We start from the raw sequence: 19,863 nt of genomic DNA, 5'->3' as shown, positions 1-19,863 counted from the left end.
CCTCTGCAGCCGTCGGTGTAGGCATGGCTGCGCAAGCAGCTTGTGGGAGCGGGCTTGCCCGCGATCGGCCCTGAAAGGGCCGCACACGTCATGCCCCCTACCCTCAGCGCGGCAACGCCGGCTGACGCGGCTTGCGCCCACCCTTGCCGCCCTTGGCCGCCTCCTTGCGCTCCTTCGCCGCCTGCTGGTTGCGTGCAAAGGCTTCGGCCTTGGCCTGCTCGCGCTTGTCCCATGGCTTGCTGCCATCGCTGGCGCGCGGCGGCAGGCCCGTGTGCTGGCTGAGGATCTTCTGCTCCTTGGCCACCTTGTGGCTGCCGGCCGGCGTGGAGTTCTTGCGCCGCGCACTCTGGTAGCTGTCGGACTGCGGCTGGTGCAGCGGGATCAACTGGTGCTTGCCCGGCCCGATCAGGTCGGCGCGGCCCATGCGCTCGAGTGCTGCACGCAGCATCGGCCAGCCCTTCGGGTCGTGGTAGCGCAGGAAGGCCTTGTGCAGGCGACGCTGCTCCTCGCTCTTGACGATCTCCACGCCTTCGCTCTTGTAGGTGACCTTGCGCAGCGGGTTCTTGCCCGAGTGGTACATGGCCGTGGCCGACGCCATGGGCGACGGGTAGAACGCCTGCACCTGGTCGGCGCGGAAGCCGTTGCCCTTGAGCCACAGCGCCAGGTTCATCATGTCTTCGTCGGTGGTGCCGGGGTGGGCGGCGATGAAGTACGGGATCAGGTACTGCTCCTTGCCCGCCTCCTTCGAGAACTTCTCGAACATGCGCTTGAAGCGGTCATAGGTGCCCATGCCCGGCTTCATCATCTTGTCCAGCGGGCCGCGCTCGGTGTGTTCCGGCGCGATCTTCAGGTAGCCGCCGACGTGGTGGGTCACCAGCTCCTTGACGTACTCCGGCGACTCGACCGCCAGGTCGTAGCGCAGGCCCGAGGCGATCAGGATCTTCTTCACCCCCGGCAAGGCACGCGCCTTGCGGTACAGCGAGATGAGCGAGCTATGGTCGGTGTTGAGGTTCTCGCAGATGCCGGGGAAGACGCACGACGGCTTGCGGCAGTGCTTTTCGATGTCCGGGCTCTTGCAGGCGATGCGGTACATGTTGGCGGTCGGCCCGCCAAGGTCGGAAACCACGCCGGTGAAGCCCGGCACCTTGTCACGCATCTCCTCGATTTCGTGCAGGATCGACTCGTGCGAGCGGTTCTGGATGATCCGCCCTTCGTGCTCGGTGATCGAGCAGAAGGTGCAGCCACCGAAGCAGCCGCGCATGATGTTCACCGAGAAACGGATCATCTCGTAGGCCGGGATGCGCTCCTTGCCATAGGCCGGGTGCGGCACGCGCGCATAGGGCATGCCGAACACGTAGTCCATTTCCTCGGTGGTCATCGGAATGGGCGGCGGGTTGAACCACACGTCCGCCTCACCGTGCTTCTGCACCAGGGCCCGCGCGTTGCCGGGGTTGGTCTCCAGGTGCAGCACGCGGTTGGCGTGGGCGTACAGCACCGGGTCGTTGCGCACTTTCTCGAACGACGGCAGGCGAATCACCGACTTGTCACGGGTCATGCCCGGGCTGTCGAGGATCTGCACCACCTTGGCTTCGTTCGGGTCTTCGACCTCGCCCTTGGCCTGCTCGATGGCGCACGCCTGGGTGTCCTGCGTGTTGACGTAGGGGTTGATGATCTTGTCGACCCGGCCAGGCCGGTCGATGCGGGTCGAATCGATCTCGAACCAGCCCTGGGGCGTATCGCGGCGCACGAAGGCGGTGCCGCGCACGTCGGTGATGCTCTCGATGCTCTCCCCGAACGCCAGGCGCTGGGCCACTTCGACCACCGCGCGCTCGGCGTTGCCGAACAGCAGGATGTCGGCGCAGGCATCGATCAGGATCGAGTGGCGGACCTTGTCCTGCCAGTAGTCGTAGTGCGCGATGCGGCGCAGCGACGCCTCGATGCCGCCGAGCACGATCGGCACGTGCTTGTACGCTTCCTTACAGCGCTGGCTGTACACCAGGCTGGCCCGATCGGGCCGGCTGCCGGCCAGGCCACCGGGGGTGTAGGCGTCGTCGGAGCGAATCTTCTTGTCGGCGGTGTAGCGGTTGATCATCGAGTCCATGTTGCCGGCCGCGACGCCGAAGAACAGGTTCGGCTCGCCGAGCTTCATGAAGTCGTCCTTCGACTGCCAGTTCGGCTGGGCGATGATGCCCACGCGGAAGCCCTGGGCTTCCAGCAGCCGGCCGATGATTGCCATGCCGAACGACGGGTGGTCGACGTAGGCATCGCCGGTCACGATGATGATGTCGCACGAATCCCAGCCGAGCTGATCCATCTCCTCCCTGCTCATCGGCAGGAACGGCGCCGGTCCGAAGCATTCGGCCCAGTATTTGGGATAGTCGTAGAGAGGCTTGGCTGCGTGCATGTCAGTGACCAGTCTTGGGTGCAGGGAAAATCGCGGGCGCGAAATATAGCACAAAAATTGATCAAGTCCGACGGTCTTGGTGGGAATTGCGGGGTCAAGCGACGTTCGGGCGTGCAGGCACGCCGAGCAGCCGAAGGCCACCTGGGGCAGACACCCGCCTCCCTTTTAAAAGGAAGTTATTACTTAATGTTTTAGCTAGATGACCCTTCATCACATCCAAACCATTAATTAATAAAGAATAACGGCTCTTTTCCAATCACCTTGTAGGAATTGTACTTCCACCCCTAGTAATAAATCCTACTCAACATGACCTGCCAACATAAAAACACTACTTGAACCGAAAAAAACAGCACGCTACAACTGACTGGCGCTCACCGCGCATCTCATTCATCAAGAGGAGTAACCCTTATGGGACGCCGTCGCTCTGAAATTGCAGTACCGCACATTGTTCAGACCACGAACTACATGTTCACCGAGTCCGAGACCCACTTCCTTAATCAACTGTAAGCGTTCGACCGGGAGGGCTGAGCCCTTCCGGTCTTTCTGAGGAACATGTCATGATGACTGAACGCGAATTTGCTACGGACGAAGCCATTCAACGCCTCAATGCGTTGACCACCCTGTTAGGCCTACATGCCGTTCTCACCCCCCAGGAAAGCACTCAACGGGTGATAACCTGCCAGCTCTACGGTGCCCACGGTGACGAGGTGGCCTGCGGCGCTGGCAAAGGCGAAACCTGTGCCGTGGGTGCTTTGGCCGAAAGCCTCGAGCACTACTTCATCGATATCGCCCCACCTGATCCCACCCTCAGCGATCAGATCCTCACTACCGTGGCGCCATTCGACGACTGGCTGCTCAACGCCATACCATCAGGTTGCCAGGTACCCAGCTTCACGTTTGGAGGCTTGAACAACGACAAGCACATCAAGATCCCAGCGGTACTGGTAGCGCCCGCTGCCAGACACGTGTCTTTTATCGAACGCACAAAGGCTGGCTTCTTGAGCAAATACGCGAGCAACTCGGGCATGGCGCTAGGCTGCACCCCGAGCGAAGCGTTGCTGCATGCCGTGAACGAGGCGGTCGAGCGTCATGCGCTGTCGATGTATTACCTGGCGCTCTGCGGCTTGGCGGCTGCACCCCGGCTTTACCGCCCTTCTCGAACATTCCTGCAAGAAACGTTCACGAACGACAGCGTTTTGCTCGAGCATGTCAACGATCTGGATATCTTCCTGACCCACGATTTTTTCAACATACCCTTTTGCATCGCGTTGTCTCGTCCTGATGCCAGACGTCCTCTCGGCACTGTCGGCTCTGGCAGTTCGCTCAGCCCTGCTGTGGCCCTGTATCGCGCGGTGACCGAACACCTTCAATGCGAATGTTTACATGGCCCAGCAGAAGCGCAGGAAGATTATGCAACTAAAGCGCTTTTAAACAGTTCGACCCGACTCACTGCGCTGGTGCATCCCTGCCCCACCGAGCCGGTCGAGATTTTCCACCCACCGCCTGAATCCTTCAGCGTGTGCAGCCAAATCGAACATCTATCGAAGAAATTAAGTACTTGCAACATGTCCATCTTCTATCGAACGGTCTTCGAGCACCCCCACCTGGCGACCATCGTGCAAGTCTATATTCCCGGCCTGGAAAGGTTTCACTTGATCAGGGCCGGCGTCCCCGTCGCCCCCCAACAGGCATTCGCACCTGGAAGACCTCGACATGCGGATGCCTAACGGCCTGGTCGCCGCTCTGGGTGCCACGCTGATCCTGAAAATGGCCACCGTCGTTCCTGCCTTGGTGCTGGCAGACATCATCGATGGCCTTTCTGTTTCGTCAGCCTCCACGCCACGCCTGCTGGGAGTCTTTCTATGCCTCATTGTCGTACACGCCTTGCTGATCCCTTTGCAAACCTGGAGCCTGGCCCGGCTTTGCCAAGCGCGCGTGAAACAACTGTCCATCCGCTGGTGCCGTGCGTTGCTGGACAAACGCTTCGAGGCTTATGGACAACTCCATGGCGGCACCTTGGTCAAGGTGCTGGATAGAGGCATCACCGCCCAGGAACGCTGGCTGGGATTCCTGATCGGCTCGGCATGGCCGGTGTTGGCAGAATCGCTGGTGCTCGCCATGCTGTTCGCTCACCTGGGCGCCGGCACGGTGTTGCTGGGCCTCGTACCCCTCAGCCTGGGCTACTTGTGGGTCAATGATCGCCTGGTGCGCTGGCGCCGCCCGCATATCGAGGCCGTGAATGCACGTGAGGACGAACTCGCCGAACAATGGGTGGATACCTTTGCCAGTGCCTCGATGGTCAAACTCGAAAGGGCCGAAGACGCCGCCATGCGACCGGTCAACCAGACCCTGGCCGGTTACGCCGACGCAGCGACACGCGTGGCCTACAGCGGGGGCTGGGTGCAGGGCCTGCGCGTTTTGTACGTCGGCCTGGGCAGTGGCGGCTTGCTCATGTGGGGCATGCATGACCAATCCTCGACCGCACCCCAGGTGAGTCTGGGCGAACTGGTTGCATTGTTCACGCTGGTGAGCGGTTTGCTGGCGGGAGTTGCGCAAGTGGCCGAAGCCTGGCGGCTGCTCGATCAGTTCCGGCTGGATAAACGCAAACTCGAACATTGGCTGCAACTGCCCGCGTTCGGCCCGACGGTCGTCGACACCGCCTCGTCAAGCCCGGACACAGGACTGCGTCTTGCGCCCTGCCAACTGCGTACCCACACCACCGTGCAACTTCAACTCGACGAAGCGCTCGTGTTTCGGCCAGGCGAACGCGTTGCCTTGATCGGGCCGAGTGGATGCGGTAAGTCGACATTGCTTCAGGCCCTGGCAGGTACTCTGCACCCCTTGCGTGAGCACGTGTATCTGAACGGCCGCAGCCTGGCCTCGTTCGAGGCCCATGAACACTTTTGTCGAATGCGGCTGTGCGCTCAGGACGTCCACTTCATACCGGGCCCCTTGCAGCGCTCCGTGTTGCTGGAGCAGGCCCATGATCGACCTCAGATCGAACGCTGGCTCGAAGGCATGGGGCTGGACAAGACGTGGTATGAACGCGAACTGGACGCTCGAGCAGATTCCTTGTCGGGGGGAGAGGCACGCCGATTGACACTGCTCCGCCTCTTGAACCGGCCGGGCGAATTCAATCTGTTCGATGAACCCACCAGTGGCCTGGATACCGACACGGCAGCACGCACATGGGATGTGCTGTTCGACACGTTACAAGGCCGCGGCTTGATTTGCGTGACCCACGACCTGAGCGCCTTGGAACGCTTCGACCGCGTCATCGAATTGCAGGAGGGACGAATCGTCAGCCAGACCTGACCTTGCGCACACCACGCAGGCGATGGACGCGCTGGCCTGAACATGACTCAGGTCACGCTACCGTCGGCCCTCGTCATTCATCGTCATCGAAGTTGTAACTCCCCGGCGCCAGGTTCTCGAACCGGGTGTACTTGCCGATGAACGCCAGCCGCACGAAGCCGATCGGGCCGTTACGCTGCTTGCCGATGATGATCTCGGCGATGCCCTTGTGCTCGGTCTCCGGGTGATACACCTCGTCACGGTAGACGAACATGATCACGTCGGCGTCCTGCTCGATGGCGCCGGACTCACGCAGGTCGGAGTTGACCGGGCGCTTGTTCGGGCGCTGCTCGAGGGAGCGGTTGAGCTGCGACAGGGCGATGACCGGGCAGTTGAATTCCTTGGCCAGGGCCTTGAGGGAGCGGGAGATCTCGGAGATCTCGTTGGTCCGGTTGTCGCCGGCCGAGCCGGGGATCTGCATCAGCTGCAGGTAGTCGACCATGATCATGCCGATCTCGCCGTGCTCACGGGCCAGGCGTCGGGTGCGGGCGCGCATCTCCGAAGGGCTGATGCCGGCAGTGTCGTCGATGAACAGCTTGCGGTCGTTGAGCAGGTTCACCGCCGAGGTCAGGCGCGGCCAATCGTCGTCGTCCAACTGGCCGGAACGCACCTTGGTCTGGTCGATGCGGCCCAGCGACGAGAGCATACGCATGATCAGCGATTCGCCTGGCATCTCCAGCGAGAACACCAGCACGGCCTTGTCACTGCGCAGCACGGCATTCTCCACCAGGTTCATGGCGAAGGTGGTCTTGCCCATCGAGGGTCGGCCGGCGACGATGATCAGGTCGGCTGCCTGCAGGCCACTGGTCTTCTCGTCCAGGTCGGTGTAACCGGTGGAGATGCCGGTGATGTCGCTGTCGGAGTTGAACAGGGTGTCGATCCGGTCGATGGCCTTGGTCAACAGCTCGTTGACGCCGACCGGGCCGCCGGTCTTCGGCCGTGCCTCGGCGATCTGGAAGATCTGCCGTTCGGCATCGTCGAGGATTTCCTCGGCGTTGCGCCCCTGGGGGTTGAAGGCATTGTCGGCGATGTCGGTGCTGATGCTGATCAGCTGACGCAGCGTGGCGCGCTCGCGGATGATCTGCGCGTAGGCCTTGATGTTGGCCACCGACGGGGTGTTCTTGGCCAGCTCGCCCAGATAGCCCAGGCCACCGATCTGCGACGACACCCCTTCCTTCTCGAGCTGCTCGTGCAGCGTGACCACGTCGAACGGCTGGTTCAGGTCGACCAGCTTGTGGATCGCGCGGAAGATCAGGCGGTGGTCATGCCGATAGAAGTCGCCGTCCGAGACCTGGTCCAGCACACGTTCCCAGGCATTGTTGTCCAGCATCAGGCCGCCGAGCACGGCCTGTTCGGCCTCGACGGAATGCGGAGGTACCTTGAGCGCTGCGGTCTGCAGGTCCAGTTGTTCGGCGTTTGCGATCTCGTTCATGTCCACCGGGAAATCTGGGTGATGAAAAACACAAAGGGCACGACCTGCTGTGCAGGACCGTGCCCGATGTTAACCGGCCAGCCCACGAGGGACCAGCCGATCGGTACCGCTTAGGCTGCGACGACGACCACGCGAACGGTGGCTTCAACGTCGCTGTGCAGGTGCACGGCAACGTCGTATTCGCCGACGTTACGGATGGTGCCGTTCGGCAGACGCACTTCAGCCTTGGCCACTTCGACGCCGGAGGCGGTCAGGGCGTCAGCGATGTCGTGGGTGCCGATCGAACCGAACAGCTTGCCTTCATCGCCAGCGGTGGCGGTGATGGTGACTTCCAGCTCGGCCAGTTGGGCAGCGCGCGTTTCAGCGGACGTTTTACGGTCAGCAGCGGCTTTTTCCAGCTCGGCGCGACGCTCTTCGAACGCAGCCAGGTTGGCAGCGTTGGCAGCGACGGCTTTGCCGAACGGCAGCAGGAAGTTACGGCCGTAGCCAGCCTTTACTTTAACTTTGTCGCCCAGGTTGCCCAGGTTGGCGACTTTTTCCAGCAGGATCAGTTCCATTTGGTAAAACCTCTTAACTTTTAACCTTCACCGTTCGCGGAATCGTCACCCTTGGGTGACAGGCGACCGCGAAAATCAATCAGGCTATCGACAATGGCTAGAACCACGAGCAACGGATAGGTCAGTTGCATGAACAGCACGAGCGTTACGTACATCCCGATCAGCCAGAACCTGGCCAGCCGCTTCTGCGCCACCAGCCCGTGCAACAGGGCTGCCCCTGCCAGCATGAGCGGCACGCTGCACAGCGGGGTCAGCATCGCCAGGCCCAGATTGGGACCGAACAGCATGCCGACCACCAGCAGCGACGCCGGCGCCACGGTGAATCGCACCGCATGGAACTCGCGGCCGAAACCACCCGGGTTGTACAGTGCCGCCTGCCAGTACCGGCCCAGCATCAGGGACAGCACGGTCACCAGCTGCAAGGCTGCGGCCACCAGGCCGACGAGCACCGGCACGAGAATCGCCCCGAGGCGTCCCTGCTCTTCTACCGAGAGTTTCTGGTAGAAACCGCCGAGCATCTGCGGCAAACCCTTTGCCAGGGCCTGCGCCAACGCTTCGATCGGTTCGCGGAACACCGAACCCAGGATGACCCCGTACACCAGGCCCAGCCCGACGCTGTACAACAGCACCCGGTTCCAGGACTGGCCAGCGCGCAAGCACGCCGCCAACCCCAGCGTTCCCAGCAGCACCATCAAGGTGCGGGGTTCGCCGAAGAACCACCACGCCAGGCCCGGCAAGACTGCCCAGGCGATGACCGAGGTGGCATCCTTGAAACCGCGCCGCAGCAGCACCAGGCTCGCCGCGGCGGCACTCAACCAGAACAACAGCGGCAACGCCGCACAACCGACCACCACCAGGGTGGCCTGCACACGACCGCGCATGATGAAATCAGCCAACGCTCGCATGCTCTATCCTTGCTACCTGTCGATCACCCGGTCTCAGCGGCCGTGGCTGTCGGTGTAGGCCAGCAGGGCCAGGAAGCGGGCGCGCTTGATAGCGGTAGCCAGCTGACGCTGATAACGAGCCTTGGTACCGGTGATACGGCTTGGAACGATCTTGCCGGTTTCGGATACGTAAGCTTTCAGGGTGTTGAGATCTTTGTAGTCGATCTCTTTCACGTCTTCAGCAGTGAAGCGGCAGAATTTACGACGACGGAAGAAACGTGCCATGTAATGGGCTCCTCAAGAAGGTCCGTGGATTACTCGTCAGCGTTGTCGCTGTTGTCGCTGTCATTGCTGTCGTCGCCATCGGCGGACTCAGAATGCTCAGGACGTTCACGACGCTCACGGCGCTCGCTGCGGTTCTCTTCGGCCTTCAGCATCTCGGACTGACCGGTAACGGCTTCGTCGCGACGGATGATCAGGTTACGGATCACGGCATCGTTGTAGCGGAAGTTGTCTTCCAGCTCGGCCAGGGCCTTGCCGGTGCACTCGACGTTCAGCATCACGTAGTGAGCCTTGTGAACGTTGTTGATCGCGTAGGCCAGTTGACGACGGCCCCAATCTTCCAGACGGTGGATCTTGCCGCCGTCTTCTTCGATCAGCTTGGTGTAGCGCTCAACCATGCCGCCGACTTGCTCGCTCTGGTCCGGGTGGACCAGGAAGATGATTTCGTAATGACGCATGAATGCTCCTTACGGGTTGTAGTCTGCCAGCGAACTGGTCAGACAAGGAGTGAATGACACTGTGTGTCTCGCCAAGAGAAAGGCGCATGCGCACCTGCCTGCGGGCAAGGGGCGCAATTGTAGAGAAGGGTGAACGGGCACGCAAGCGCAGTGGTGATTATTTGAGCAGCCGCTGGGCGGCTGCTCGCACCCTGGACGTCAGCGCTTGGCCTGACGCTGGCGCACCGCTTCGAACAGACAGACGCCGGTGGCCACCGAGACGTTCAGGCTGCTGACACTGCCGGCCATCGGCAGCTTGACCAGGAAGTCGCAGTGCTCGCGGGTCAACCGGCGCATGCCCTTGCCTTCGGCGCCCATGATCATCACCAGCGGGCCGGTGAGGTCCTGCTGGTAGATCTCCTGCTCGGCCTCGCCGGCCGTGCCGACCACCCACAGGCCGCGCTGCTGGAGTTTCTCCAGGGTGCGCGCCAGGTTGGTGACCGCCACCAGCGGGATCACTTCGGCAGCGCCGCAGGCGACCTTGCGCACCACGGCGGTCAGGGTCGCGGACTTGTCCTTGGGGATCACCACGGCCGTGGCCCCGGCGGCATCGGCGGTGCGCAGGCAGGCGCCGAGGTTGTGCGGATCGGTAACGCCATCGAGCACCAGGATCAGCGGCGGCCGCTCGCTGCGCTCGAGCAGCTCCTCGAGCATGGCTTCGCCCCAGACCTGGCTGGGGCTCACGTCGGCGACCACACCCTGGTGCACGCCTTCGACCCAGGCATCGAGCTCACGTCGCTCGGCCTGACCGACCGGCACACGGTTCTGCGCGGCCAGCTCCAGCAAGCGCTGCAAGCGCGGCTCGCTGCGCCCTTCGGACAGCCAGACCTGCTTGACCCGCTTGGGATGGTGATCGAGCAGTGCCTGGACCGCATGCACCCCGTAGATTTTTTCCAGCTGACTCATGAGGTGCTCTTGCCCTTGCGTGACGAACCCGACTTCGACGGCCCTTTGCGATGCTTGGTCGGCTTGCCGCTCGACTTGTCGGACTTGTCCGACTTGCTGCCGGCACTGCCGCTGCGCGCCTCGCTCATCAGGGCCTGCTTCATTTCACGGCTCTTGCGCACCTCGGCATTGCGCTGCACGGCCTGGGCCGGGAAGTAGGCCTCGGCGGCCTCGCCCTTGCGGGCACGCGTGGCCTTGGGCTTGAGGTCGGCGGCCTTCTCGGCCTTGGCCGGTGCCTCGGCCTCGCTGCGCGCACGCCCCCCGGACTTGGCGGCCGCAGGCTTGTCGTTCTTGCCCTTGCCCTTGTCCTTGCCGTCGCTGGCCGTCGAGGCACTGCGCGGCTTGCGGCCGATCGGCGCGTCGAGCGTCGACTGGGCCACTTCGAAGTCGATCTTGCGCTCGTCGAGATCGACGCGCATGACCTTGACGTCGACGGTGTCGCCCAGGCGGAAGTGACGCCCCGTGCGTTCGCCGGACAGGCGATGGTGCACGGCATCGAAGTGGTAGTAGTCACCGGGCAGCGCGCTGACGTGCACCAGGCCTTCGACGTAGATGTCGGTCAGCTCGACGAAGATGCCGAAACCGGTCACGGCGGTAATCACACCTGGGAAGGTTTCGCCGACGCGGTCCTTCATGTACTCGCACTTGAGCCAGTTGACCACGTCGCGCGTGGCCTCGTCGGCACGGCGCTCGGTCAACGAGCACTGCTCGCCCAGTTGCTCCAGCGCCTTCTCGTCGTATGGGTAGATACGCGCCTTGGGAATGCTCGCGGCGCCCGCGCGCTTGACGTGCGGCGTGTCGACCTTGGAGCGGATCACGCTGCGGATGGCGCGGTGCACCAGCAGGTCCGGGTAGCGGCGGATCGGCGAGGTGAAGTGGGTGTAGGCGTCGTAGTTCAGGCCGAAGTGGCCGTTGTTCTCGACGCTGTACACCGCCTGGCTCAACGAGCGCAGCATCACGGTCTGGATCAGGTGGAAGTCCGGACGCCCGGCGATGCTCGCCAACAGGGCCTTGTAGTCCTTCGGCGACGGTTCCTTGCCCTTGTGCAGGGACAGACCCAGCTCCCCCAGGAAGGCGCGCAGCTTCTCGAGGCGCTCCGGTGGCGGGCCATCGTGCACCCGGTACAGGGCCGGGACGGCATGCTTGCTCAGGAATTCGGCGGTGGCCACGTTGGCCGCCAGCATGCATTCCTCGATCAGCTTGTGGGCATCGTTGCGCACGGTCGGACGGATTTCCGCGATCTTGCGCTCGGAGCCGAAGATGATGCGGGTTTCCTGGGTCTCGAAATCGATCGCACCGCGAGTCTGGCGCGCGGCCAGCAGGACCTTGTACAACGCGTAGAGCTGCTTGAGGTCCGGCACCACCTCGCTGTATTCCTCGCGCAGGGCCTTGCCTTCGCGGGTACGGGCGTGCTCGAGCATGCTGCTGACCTTGTTGTAGGTCAGGCGTGCATGGGAGTGGATGACGGCTTCGTAGAACTGGTAGTCGACCATCTGGCCCGACTTGTTGATGGTCATCTCGCAGACCATCGCCAGCCGGTCGACGTGCGGGTTCAGCGAGCACAGGCCGTTGGAGAGCTCTTCGGGCAGCATCGGCACCACGCGCTCGGGGAAGTACACCGAGTTGCCGCGCTGTTGCGCTTCGTCGTCCAGGGCCGAACCGAGGCGGACGTAGCTGGACACGTCGGCGATGGCGACATACAGGCGCCAGCCACCGGAGAACAGCCGCAGCTTGCCCAGGGGCTCGCAATAGACGGCATCGTCGAAGTCGCGCGCGTCTTCGCCGTCGATGGTGACGAACGGCAGGTGACGCAGGTCGATGCGTCGCTCCTTGTCCTTCTCCTCGACTTCGGAGCGGAACTTGCGCGCCTCCTTCACCACGGCCTCGGGCCAGACGTGGGGGATGTCGTAGCTGCGCAGCGCCACGTCGATCTCCATGCCCGGCGCCATGTAGTTGCCGATCACTTCGACCACGTCGCCCTGAGGCTGGAAGCGCGGGGTCGGCCAGTGGGTGATCTTGATCTCGACGAACTGGCCGACGCGCGCGCCGCCATTGCGGCCGGCGGTGACCAGCACTTCCTGCTGGATCTTGGGGTTGTCCGGCGTCACGTAGCCGATACCGCCCTCTTCGAAATAGCGGCCGACCACGCTTTCGTGGGCGCGGGAGACGACCTCCACCAGCGCGCCTTCGCGGCGGCCACGGCGGTCGACGCCAGACACACGTGCCAGCGCACGGTCGCCGTCGAACACCAGGCGCATCTGCGTCGGGCTGAGGAACAGGTCCTCGCTGCCGTCGTCGGGGATGAGGAAGCCGAAGCCATCGCGGTGGCCCGACACGCGGCCGCAGATCAGGTCGAGCTTGTCTACCGGGGCATAGGTGCCGCGCCGGGTATAGATCAGCTGACCGTCGCGCTCCATGGCGCGCAGGCGGCGACGCAGGGCCTCGATGTCGTCTTCTTCGTGCAGGCCGAACTCGGCGGCCAGTTGTTCGCGCGCAGCCGGCTCGCCACGATCGTCGAGGTGCTGCAGGATCAGCTCACGGCTGGGGATGGGATTCTCGTATTTTTCCGCTTCTCGGGCGGCCTCGGGATCGAGGGATTGCCAATCGGCCATCAGGAGGGGTTCACCTTGGTGTATATAGGGAGAGAGTTTGGCATAGACGTATTGAAACCGGAAATGTCGGCGTTGGACAGCCCCGTCGGCAGGCATCGAGCGCTGATACCGGCGAATGAAATCAAGACGTTGAAAAATTTCGCTATTTTTTTCGATCGGGGGCTTTACAGCCTCAGGACCCGCCCGTATAGTGCGCACCACAACGACGGACACCCGAAGTTGTAGTCGAGAATGGCAACGATGTAAAGCAGTAAAGCATCCTGTGATTTCGATGATGTGCCCAGGTGGCGGAATTGGTAGACGCGCTGGTTTCAGGTATCAGTGACTTAACGGTCGTGGAAGTTCGAGTCTTCTCCTGGGCACCAAGATTTTCAAGTGATAGACACTTCGGGTCTGTCACCGCAGCATCAGCTGAAACGCTCGAACGCTTCAGTCTGAAGAAGTAAAGCTTTGCCCAGGTGGCGGAATTGGTAGACGCGCTGGTTTCAGGTATCAGTGACTTAACGGTCGTGGAAGTTCGAGTCTTCTCCTGGGCACCATCTAAAAACCCACTAGCTTGCTAGTGGGTTTTTTCTTGCCTGTCGTTTGGCGAGCCCGCCACGGCGCCCGCCAGACCTCGCCTCCCCCGCCCGCCGCACTCGATGAATTTTCCTCCATCCGGCCACTTGAGAAACGATTTCGTTTACCATTGTTTCCTAATATGTAGCCGTAAGCGAGGAACCACCCGCATGACGATCCGTCCGCACACGCTGATGCGCACCTTGGCCGCCGCCGCGCTGAGCCTGGTCATCGGCACGCCCGCCGCCCTGGCCGATGCGCCTGTCACGCTGACGATGTACAACGGTCAGCACAAGGAGATCGGCGAGGCCATCGCCAAGGCCTACGAGGCCAAGACCGGCATCCACATCGACATCCGCAAGGGCAGCAGCAATCAGCTGGCCAGCCAGATCATCGAGGAAGGCGACCGCTCGCCGGCCGACATCATCTACACCGAAGAGTCGCCACCGCTGAACAACCTGGGCGAGCTGGGGCTGCTGGCGAAGATCGACGACGCCACGCTGAACATGCTGCCCAAGGAATACGTCGCGGCCAACGGCACCTGGATGGGCGTGACGGCCCGCACGCGGGTGGTGGTCTTCAACCCCAAGAAGATCGACGAAAGCGAGCTGCCCAAGTCGGTGATGGACTTCGCCAACCCGGAATGGGACGGCCGTGTCGGTTTCGTGCCGACCAGCGGCGCCTTCCAGGAGCAGGCGGTGGCCATCCTGAAGATGCACGGTCGTGAAGCGGCCGAAGAATGGCTGACCGGGCTCAAGGCCTTCGGCAAGACCTACACCAACAACATGGTGGCGCTCAAGGCGGTCGAGAAAGGCGAAGTTGCCGCGGTGCTGGTCAACAACTACTACTGGTACGCCCTGGAACGCGAGCGCGGCAAGCTCGACTCCAAGCTCTACTACCTGGCCGATGGCGATGCCGGTGGCCTGGTGACCATTTCCGGCGCGGCGGCCGTCAAGGCCAGCAAGCACCCCAAGGAAGCCCAGGCACTGCTGAACTGGATGGCCAGCGAAGAAGGCCAGCGCGTGATCACCCAGACCACCGCCGAATACCCCCTGCACAAAGGCATGGTGTCCGACCGTGGCCTGAAACCGTTCGAAGAGCTGCGTCCGCCGAAGATCACCCCGGCCGACCTCGGCAACGCCGAAGAAGCCCTGGAACTCGAGCGTGAGGTCGGTCTGCTCTGATGACTGCCGCCCTGCCCGAGCCGGCCCTGGTTCGTTACGTACCCCGCCGCAAGCGCCCCTCGATCTGGGTGGTGCTGCCGGTGCTGTTCCTGGTAGCGATGAGCCTGCTGCCACTGCTGTACGTCGCCATCAAGGCGTGGGAAGCCGGCTGGCAGGAAGCGCTGCACCTGCTCTGGCGTCCCTTCGTCTGGGGCCTGCTGCGCAACACCCTGCTGCTCATGCTCGGCGTCACCGCCACCTGCCTGGTGGTCGGCCTGGCGCTGGCCTGGCTGCTGGAGCGCAGTGACCTGCGCGGTCGACGCCTGTGGGGCGTGGTGCTGTGCCTGCCGTTCGCGGTGCCATCGTTCGTCTCCAGCTTCACCTGGGTGTCGCTGAGTTCGAGCTTTGAAGGGCTGGGTGGGGCGATCCTGATCATGGCGCTGTCCAAGTACCCGCTGATCTTCCTGCCGGTGGCCGCCACCCTGCGCAACGTCGACACCTCCCTGGAGGAGTCGGCGCGCACGCTGGGGTGCAGTCGCTGGTCGGTGTTCTTCAAGGTCACCCTGCCCTTGCTGTGGCCGGCCATGATCGGCGGCGCTCTGCTGATCGCCCTGCACATGCTGGTGGAGTTCGGTGCGCTGTCGATCCTCGGCCTGCAGACCTTCACCACGGCGATCTACCAGCAGTTCGAGCTGGAGTTCAGCAATGCCAACGCCGCCATGCTGTCGGCCGTCCTGCTGGCGCTGTGCCTGGTCATGCTCTGGCTCGAACTGCGCGTACGGGGCAAGGCCCGTCACGTGCGTATCGGCCAAGGCGTGGCGCGCCGCGCTGCGCCGGTCAAGCTGCGCGGGTGGGCCGTGCTCGGGCAGTTGTTCTGCCTGGGCCTGGCCATCCTGGGGAGCGGCATCCCGCTGGCGATGCTTGGCTACTGGCTGAGCGTCGGCTCGTCGGCAGCCTTCCCGGTCGCGGCCATCGGCAAGGCCCTGCTGACGTCCCTGTCGGTCTCCCTGGGCGGCGCAGGCTTCTGCGTGCTGCTGGCGCTGCCGATCAGCTTCCTGGTGGTGCGGTACAAGGGTCGCCTGGCGATCTGGGCCGAGCGGCTGCCTTATTTGCTGCATGCCCTGCCTGGCCTGGTCATCGCCCTGACCCTGGTGTTCTTCGCACTGCACCATGTGCCGGCGCTCTACCAGACCACCGCCCTGCTGATCCTGGCCTACGCCATGCTCTTTCTGCCCCTGGCGCAGGCACCGGTGCGCACGGCCCTGAACAAGGCCTCGCCTACCCTCGAGGAAGCCGCCCGTACCCTGGGGGCCAGCAGCTTCGCGGCGTTCTGCCGGGTCACCCTGCCGATCATCTTCCCGGCCCTGGCGGCGGCGTTCGCGCTGGTGTTCCTGGACGCGATGAAAGAGCTGACCGCGACCCTGCTGCTCAGCCCGACCGGCATGACCACCCTGGCGACCGAAGTGTGGGCCCACACCGCCAACGTGGAATTTGCCGCAGCAGCACCGTATGCGGCGTTGTTGATCGTGGTGTCGGGGTTGCCGGTGTACCTGTTGACGACGCGGATGTATCTGAACAAGGCGTGAAGCGGGGTCCGGGCCGAGCCGGCCTGGTCCCGTACCCTTGCAGACGCTGATAAGCCAGGCCCTGAAGCCAGCCCTCGCTGGCTACAGGACCTGGCTCATGCCTTGAACTGCCCCAGGCTCGCCCGCAGCTGCCCTGCCAGATCATCCAGCACCTTGCTGCTGGCCGTGGTCTGCATCACCACCGCAGCGGAGCGCTCGGCCTGGGCATGGATGGTTTCCACCCGTCCACGCACGGCCTGGGCGCCGTTGGCCTGTTGCTCGGCGGCGCGGGTGGCCAGGCCGATGGCGGCATGGACCTGCTCCACGGCCACCTGCACCGACTGCTGACGCCGTTCGTTGTCGCGCAGCACCAACAAGCCTTCATTGGCCTTGAGGCCGGCCTGACCGATGCTGGCCACCGCTTCCTTCGCGCCTTTCTGCAGCGCGGCGATGTGCGCCTGGATGTCCCCCGTCGAACGTTGCGTCTTGCTGGCCAGTGCACGCACTTCGTCGGCCACCACGGCGAAGCCGCGCCCGGTTTCCCCGCGCGGGCTGCCTCGATGGCGGCGTTCAGGGCCAGCAGGTTGGTCTGCTCGGCAATGCCATGGATGACCGTCAGCACCACCTCGATCTGCTGGCTCTGCCGGGCGAGCCGTTCGATCACCTGCGCGCCGGCATCCACCTGACCGGCCAGGTTCTCGATCAGACCGGCCAGCTGGGTGGAGCTGCGGCTGTTCTCGTCGGTGGCCTGGCGGATGTCCACCACCTGCTGCAAGGCCGCTTGCATGGCGTGGCTTTCGGCCTGGGCTTCGTCGGCCATGCTCGACAGGTCGCGCAGGCTGGCGGCCACTTCGTCGCGCTGCAACGCGGCCGCGGTATCGGCACCGGCATTGCGTTGGGCCATGGCATCGATCTCGACGCCGGTGCGCTGCGCCACCGCGCCGGCTTCGCGCACGATCGGTTGCAGCTTGTCGATGAAGCGGTTGACCGCCGAGGCCATGTCGCCGAGTTCGTCGCGACTGTCGAGGGGCACACGTCGGGTCAGATCGCCTTCGCCAGCGGCCAGGTCATCGAGCGCTCCGATCAGCAGCCTTACTTTGCTCAGCACTCGACGGCCCAGCACCACGGCCACCAGGAGCAGGACGGCCAGCCCGACCACCGCCAACATCAGGCCGATGCGCCAGCGCAGTTCGCTGGCCGCCTCGCGCACGGCCTGTGCGGTGTTGGCCTGCATGGCCGTAGCGCTGGCCTGGGCCTTTTCCAGGCGCTGGCGCAGCACATTGCCGCTGTCGGCGGCCGCCCCCACCAGGCTCTCCTGGACCAACTGCCCGCCACTGCCGATCAGGGCGGTGAAACGCTGGTCGAGGGCCGAGAGCTGTTGCTCGATGTCAGCGGTGGACACCCCCATCAGCACCTTGCCGATCTCGGCGCCGTTGGGGCTGATGGACGCTTCGACGAAGTACACCGCCGCATCGTGGCGAGCGGCATCGATCACCTTGTCCAATGCCCGCTCGCCCTGGCCCTTGGCCAACAAGGTCTGGTTAATCGGGTTCTGGCGGTTGAGGTAGCGGGTCAGGTGCTGACCCTGGGCGTCGTCGTAGACCACGAACAGGACATTGGGATTGCGCTGGGCACGCCGGGCGAAATCCGACAGCACCGGCACGTCGTTGTCCCAGATGGCGCGCGGGGCCACCGAGGCCAGCAACTGCGCCATGTCATTGGCCGACTCCTTGAGGTTGTTCTCCAAGGTGGTGCGCAACTGCTGCTGCTCGCCCTGCAAACGGGCGGACAAGCCTGCGCTCAACCGCTGTCGGGTGCTGTCGGACAGGCTGTCCAGGCCCGAACGCACCTCCTGACCCGCCTGTTGCAGTTCATGGGCCAGCTCGCGGCTGTCGTCACCGAAACGCTGTTCCAGGTCCGACTGCAAGCGGGTGACGGTGCCCCGGGTCAGCATCACCGCGACCAGCACCTGGACCAGCAAAGCGATACCCAAGGCCACGAACACCGGCCGCAGGAGTCGGCTTCGTAACAATGAAAGGATGGCGGACACGGCGTAACCCTCGTGTTTCTGGAGCCACTATTTTGATGGCACTGACAGAAACGCTTTGCAGCAAGGGTTATGCCGATAATGGCCGGTGGGCCTCACGGTCTGAAGCTTGTCTGAAAAGCCCTCGACCTGCGTACGGCTCGAGAAGCGACCTGCCGAAAGCACCTTGTCCAAACGAAAACGCCGCGCCCCTTTCGGGAGCGCGGCGTCGGGTCGATCAGCCGAGGCGAATCAGGCGAACGGGTGACGCAACACGATGGTTTCGTTGCGGTCCGGGCCGGTCGAGATGATGTCGATCGGTGCGCCGACCAGCTCTTCGATGCGCTTGATGTAGTCGCGCGCTGCCGCTGGCAGACCGTCCAGGCTCTTCACGCCCAGGGTCGACTCGCTCCAGCCTGGCAGGGTCTCGTACACCGGCTGCAGGCCGATGTAGCTGTCGGCGTCGGTCGGTGCTTCGATCACATCGCCATCGGCGTTCTTGTAGCCCACGCAGATGTTGATGGTTTCCAGGCCGTCCAGCACGTCCAGCTTGGTCAGGCAGATGCCGGAGATGCTGTTGACGTCGATGGCGCGACGCAGGATCACGGCATCGAACCAGCCGCAACGGCGGGCACGACCGGTGGTGGAGCCGAACTCATGGCCGCGCTTGGCCAGGGTGGCACCGGTTTCGTCGAACAGCTCGGTCGGGAATGGACCAGAACCGACACGGGTGGTGTAGGCCTTGGTGATGCCGAGGATGTAATCCAGGTACATCGGACCCACACCAGAACCGGTGGAGATACCGCCGGCGGTGGTGTTGGAACTGGTCACGAACGGATAGGTGCCGTGGTCGATGTCCAGCAGCGAGCCCTGGGCGCCTTCGAACATGATGTCCTTGCCGGCACGGCGCAGGTTGTGCAGTTCGGCGGTGACGTCGAGCATCATCGGCTTGAGCTGCTCGGCGTATGCCATGCACTCGTCCAGGGTCTGCTGGAAGTCGATGGCCGGCTCTTTGTAGTAATTGACCAGCTGGAAGTTGTGGTAGTCCAGCAGCTCGCCCAGCTTGGCAGCGAAACGCTCGCGGTGGAACAGGTCGCCCACACGCAGGCCGCGGCGCGCGACCTTGTCTTCGTAGGCCGGACCGATGCCACGGCCGGTGGTGCCGATCTTGGCTTCGCCACGGGCTTTCTCGCGGGCCTGGTCCAGGGCCACGTGGTAGGACAGGATCAGCGGCGCGGCCGGGCTGATGCGCAGGCGCTCACGTACGGGTACGCCCTTCTCCTCGAGCTTGGTGATCTCACGCATCAAGGCGTCCGGCGCGACGACCACGCCGTTGCCGATCAGGCACTGCACGCCTTCGCGCAGGATGCCCGAGGGGATCAGGTGCAGGACGGTCTTCTCGCCATTGATCACCAGCGTGTGGCCTGCGTTGTGACCACCCTGGTAGCGCACCACGGCGGCGGCGTGCTCGGTCAGCAGGTCGACGATCTTGCCTTTGCCTTCATCACCCCACTGGGTGCCCAGGACGACGACGTTCTTACCCATGATTACTTGTCCTCATTCACGCAACTTGGTTGCCGGCCG

At 63.6% G+C, this 19,863-nt stretch carries 13 protein-coding genes, 2 tRNA genes and 2 pseudogenes; 6 read left to right on the top strand and 11 right to left on the bottom strand.

The genetic code is table 11. The annotated features are described in order from the left end of the window. Window positions 1-103 precede the first annotated feature (103 nt). Entirely contained in the window at window positions 104-2,404 is a 2,301-nt protein-coding gene (locus tag G7Z99_RS13570) for a YgiQ family radical SAM protein (protein WP_181094603.1), read from the bottom strand. A gap of 557 nt (window positions 2,405-2,961) precedes the next feature. Here G7Z99_RS13570 and G7Z99_RS13565 point away from each other — a divergent pair. Further along, entirely contained in the window at window positions 2,962-4,131 is a 1,170-nt protein-coding gene (locus G7Z99_RS13565) for a YcaO-like family protein (protein WP_181094601.1), read from the top strand. Next, window positions 4,118-5,719: an ABC transporter ATP-binding protein gene (locus tag G7Z99_RS13560; protein WP_181094599.1), complete on the top strand. Its 1,602-nt coding sequence runs from the start codon at window positions 4,118-4,120 to the stop codon at window positions 5,717-5,719. The genes G7Z99_RS13565 and G7Z99_RS13560 overlap by 14 nt, the downstream gene beginning before the upstream one ends. Window positions 5,720-5,792: 73 nt before the next feature. On the opposite strand, the gene dnaB is transcribed toward G7Z99_RS13560, so the two are convergent. The 7 genes from dnaB to rnr all read right to left on the bottom strand — a co-directional run bounded on the left by dnaB (window position 5,793) and on the right by rnr (window position 12,967). After that, window positions 5,793-7,190: a replicative DNA helicase gene (dnaB, locus tag G7Z99_RS13555; protein ID WP_181094597.1), complete on the bottom strand. Its 1,398-nt coding sequence runs from the start codon at window positions 7,188-7,190 to the stop codon at window positions 5,793-5,795. 110 nt (window positions 7,191-7,300) lie between these two features. Further along, window positions 7,301-7,747, bottom strand: a complete 447-nt coding sequence (gene rplI, locus G7Z99_RS13550) for a 50S ribosomal protein L9 (protein ID WP_060395108.1) — start codon at window positions 7,745-7,747, stop codon at window positions 7,301-7,303. Window positions 7,748-7,767: 20 nt separating this feature from the next. Further along, entirely contained in the window at window positions 7,768-8,652 is an 885-nt protein-coding gene (locus tag G7Z99_RS13545) for a hypothetical protein (RefSeq protein ID WP_181094595.1), read from the bottom strand. A gap of 33 nt (window positions 8,653-8,685) precedes the next feature. Continuing rightward, window positions 8,686-8,916, bottom strand: coding sequence for a 30S ribosomal protein S18 (rpsR, locus tag G7Z99_RS13540; protein ID WP_002551829.1), 231 nt, complete (start codon window positions 8,914-8,916; stop codon window positions 8,686-8,688). Window positions 8,917-8,945: 29 nt separating this feature from the next. Beyond that, window positions 8,946-9,371, bottom strand: coding sequence for a 30S ribosomal protein S6 (gene rpsF, locus G7Z99_RS13535; RefSeq protein ID WP_060395110.1), 426 nt, complete (start codon window positions 9,369-9,371; stop codon window positions 8,946-8,948). Between the two features lie 198 nt (window positions 9,372-9,569). After that, window positions 9,570-10,316, bottom strand: coding sequence for a 23S rRNA (guanosine(2251)-2'-O)-methyltransferase RlmB (gene rlmB / locus G7Z99_RS13530; protein ID WP_181094593.1), 747 nt, complete (start codon window positions 10,314-10,316; stop codon window positions 9,570-9,572). Then, window positions 10,313-12,967: a ribonuclease R gene (rnr, locus tag G7Z99_RS13525; RefSeq protein ID WP_181094591.1), complete on the bottom strand. Its 2,655-nt coding sequence runs from the start codon at window positions 12,965-12,967 to the stop codon at window positions 10,313-10,315. Before rnr ends, rlmB begins: the two co-directional genes overlap by 4 nt. Before the next feature lie 278 nt (window positions 12,968-13,245). Between rnr and G7Z99_RS13520 the strand changes: the two genes are divergently transcribed. The 4 genes from G7Z99_RS13520 to G7Z99_RS13505 all read left to right on the top strand — a co-directional run bounded on the left by G7Z99_RS13520 (window position 13,246) and on the right by G7Z99_RS13505 (window position 16,274). After that, window positions 13,246-13,332, top strand: a tRNA-Leu gene (locus tag G7Z99_RS13520). A gap of 87 nt (window positions 13,333-13,419) precedes the next feature. Then, window positions 13,420-13,506, top strand: a tRNA-Leu gene (locus G7Z99_RS13515). A gap of 189 nt (window positions 13,507-13,695) precedes the next feature. Further along, window positions 13,696-14,709, top strand: coding sequence for an extracellular solute-binding protein (locus G7Z99_RS13510; protein WP_181094589.1), 1,014 nt, complete (start codon window positions 13,696-13,698; stop codon window positions 14,707-14,709). Further along, on the top strand, window positions 14,709-16,274 hold the full coding sequence (locus G7Z99_RS13505) for an ABC transporter permease (RefSeq protein WP_181094587.1): 1,566 nt from the start codon (window positions 14,709-14,711) through the stop codon (window positions 16,272-16,274). The genes G7Z99_RS13510 and G7Z99_RS13505 overlap by 1 nt, the downstream gene beginning before the upstream one ends. Window positions 16,275-16,369: 95 nt before the next feature. On the opposite strand, the pseudogene G7Z99_RS20195 reads toward G7Z99_RS13505, so the two are convergent. From G7Z99_RS20195 to G7Z99_RS13495, 3 genes and pseudogenes are all read right to left on the bottom strand, one after another. Next, a pseudogene (locus G7Z99_RS20195) lies at window positions 16,370-16,854 on the bottom strand (methyl-accepting chemotaxis protein); the annotation flags it as partial. A 420-nt stretch (window positions 16,855-17,274) separates the two neighbouring features. Further along, window positions 17,275-17,421: pseudogene (locus G7Z99_RS20190) on the bottom strand (hypothetical protein); the annotation flags it as partial. Between the two features lie 1,110 nt (window positions 17,422-18,531). After that, window positions 18,532-19,824 carry an adenylosuccinate synthase gene (locus G7Z99_RS13495; RefSeq protein ID WP_181094585.1) on the bottom strand — a complete coding sequence of 431 codons (1,293 nt, stop codon included), beginning with the start codon at window positions 19,822-19,824 and terminating at the stop codon, window positions 18,532-18,534. Between the last annotated feature and the right edge of the window lie 39 nt (window positions 19,825-19,863).

Origin of the sequence: Pseudomonas entomophila (genome assembly GCF_013523165.1) — a bacterium.
In the GTDB taxonomy this organism is placed as follows: domain Bacteria; phylum Pseudomonadota; class Gammaproteobacteria; order Pseudomonadales; family Pseudomonadaceae; genus Aquipseudomonas; species Aquipseudomonas entomophila_A.
This window is presented reverse-complemented; position numbering and strand designations above follow the sequence as displayed.

Bases quoted from the DNA above. Each gene is read 5' to 3' on its own strand.
- dnaB (WP_181094597.1), bottom strand. From the start codon at position 7,190: ATGAACGAGATCGCAAACGCCGAACAACTGGACCTGCAGACCGCAGCG.
- G7Z99_RS13545 (WP_181094595.1), bottom strand. From the start codon at position 8,652: ATGCGAGCGTTGGCTGATTTCATCATGCGCGGTCGTGTGCAGGCCACC.
- G7Z99_RS13570 (WP_181094603.1), bottom strand. From the start codon at position 2,404: ATGCACGCAGCCAAGCCTCTCTACGACTATCCCAAATACTGGGCCGAA.
- G7Z99_RS13495 (WP_181094585.1), bottom strand. From the start codon at position 19,824: ATGGGTAAGAACGTCGTCGTCCTGGGCACCCAGTGGGGTGATGAAGGC.
- G7Z99_RS13565 (WP_181094601.1), top strand. From the start codon at position 2,962: ATGATGACTGAACGCGAATTTGCTACGGACGAAGCCATTCAACGCCTC.
- rnr (WP_181094591.1), bottom strand. From the start codon at position 12,967: ATGGCCGATTGGCAATCCCTCGATCCCGAGGCCGCCCGAGAAGCGGAA.
- rplI (WP_060395108.1), bottom strand. From the start codon at position 7,747: ATGGAACTGATCCTGCTGGAAAAAGTCGCCAACCTGGGCAACCTGGGC.
- G7Z99_RS13560 (WP_181094599.1), top strand. From the start codon at position 4,118: ATGCGGATGCCTAACGGCCTGGTCGCCGCTCTGGGTGCCACGCTGATC.
- rpsF (WP_060395110.1), bottom strand. From the start codon at position 9,371: ATGCGTCATTACGAAATCATCTTCCTGGTCCACCCGGACCAGAGCGAG.
- G7Z99_RS13505 (WP_181094587.1), top strand. From the start codon at position 14,709: ATGACTGCCGCCCTGCCCGAGCCGGCCCTGGTTCGTTACGTACCCCGC.
- G7Z99_RS13510 (WP_181094589.1), top strand. From the start codon at position 13,696: ATGACGATCCGTCCGCACACGCTGATGCGCACCTTGGCCGCCGCCGCG.
- rlmB (WP_181094593.1), bottom strand. From the start codon at position 10,316: ATGAGTCAGCTGGAAAAAATCTACGGGGTGCATGCGGTCCAGGCACTG.
- rpsR (WP_002551829.1), bottom strand. From the start codon at position 8,916: ATGGCACGTTTCTTCCGTCGTCGTAAATTCTGCCGCTTCACTGCTGAA.